Here is a 1288-nt window from a genome sequence, read left to right on the forward strand (position 1 = left end):
GAGGAAATGGATTATTCGGTATTAGCCCCGGTTTCCCGGAGTTATCCCAATCTACAGGGCAGGTTGCCCACGTGTTACTCACCCGTCCGCCGCTAAATCAGAAGAAGCAAGCTTCTTCGTCATTCGCTCGACTTGCATGTATTAGGCATGCCGCCAGCGTTCGTCCTGAGCCAGGATCAAACTCTCCATAATAGTTCACTTCCAGTATGCAGAGCACATTGAAAGCAAACAAATTAGAACTAGTTTAAAAGCTCATTTTGTTTTGCTGGCATCATCATTAAATGATGTCCAAAATTGTTTTGCTATCATCCTAACAAGTTAGTTGAAAGCTATGTTTCTTAACGTTTTGCATGTTCAGTTTTCAATGTTCATGTTGTTGTAATGTCGTTTTGACAACTTATATATCATATCAAATCCTGATGTGATTGTCAACAACTTTTTAAAATTGTTTTTGTTTATTTAACGTCACTTGTTAAAGTGACAACTTGATAACTATACCACTTATAATGGTAGTTGGCAAGGTCTTTTCGTATTTTCTTTTAGAATTCTATATTTTATACAAGGACAGCTATGTTTCACTCCTGTTCCTACTATATAAAAGGGGTTTATTTAAGGGAACTACCCTCCTTTTCAATTCCAACTGTTATATCATCTCCAGTTAACGAAAGGTATACTCTCCGTCCGCAGCTTTTCTATTTCCTTTTTGCAGATCATCTTACATACCTTCTTATAGAGTTAAACAGTCTTCTACTTTCGTATATTGAATAAAATTAATCCCCAATAGTTAAATACCAATAGATCCTTTAATGTATAAATTAGGTTTATTTAATCCCTTACTTTTTCATTTAATTAACACTAGAGTCTTAACCTAAATTAATCATATTTATTCCAAATTCTTATACAAAAAAATTCCCTAATCTCTGACTCCGCAACAAATCTTTTAGAACCCCGTGACGCCCTATTCTCACTGGTAGAAACCTCCAACTACCATTGGCGCTAGATCTTAACTTCTGTTCTTGCCAGATTTCTCCGGCAGCTGCACTCGAACTCTTCGTTTCTCAACTTGCTCGTACACTTTCTTATATAGTAACTGCCTTCGGCTTATTTTTTCAGTAAACAAAAAAAGAAGTCGTTACCGATATAACTCGGTAACGACTTCTTTTTGGTGCCCAGCGACGTCCTACTCTCACAGGGGGAAACCCCCAACTACCATCGGCGCTGAAGAGCTTAACTTCCGTGTTCGGTATGGGAACGGGTGTGACCTCTTCGCCATCATCACTAGACTCTT

General features: G+C 38.0%; 2 rRNA genes. Both read right to left on the bottom strand.

The features are described from left to right. Positions 1-192: ribosomal RNA gene (locus tag BM260_RS18125) — 16S ribosomal RNA — on the bottom strand; the annotation flags it as partial. Positions 193-1167: 975 nt separating this feature from the next. After that, positions 1168-1283: ribosomal RNA gene (rrf, locus tag BM260_RS18130) — 5S ribosomal RNA — on the bottom strand. Between the last annotated feature and the right edge of the window lie 5 nt (positions 1284-1288).

It is taken from the genome of Psychrobacillus psychrotolerans (genome assembly GCF_900115805.1).
Lineage (GTDB): Bacteria > Bacillota > Bacilli > Bacillales_A > Planococcaceae > Psychrobacillus > Psychrobacillus psychrotolerans.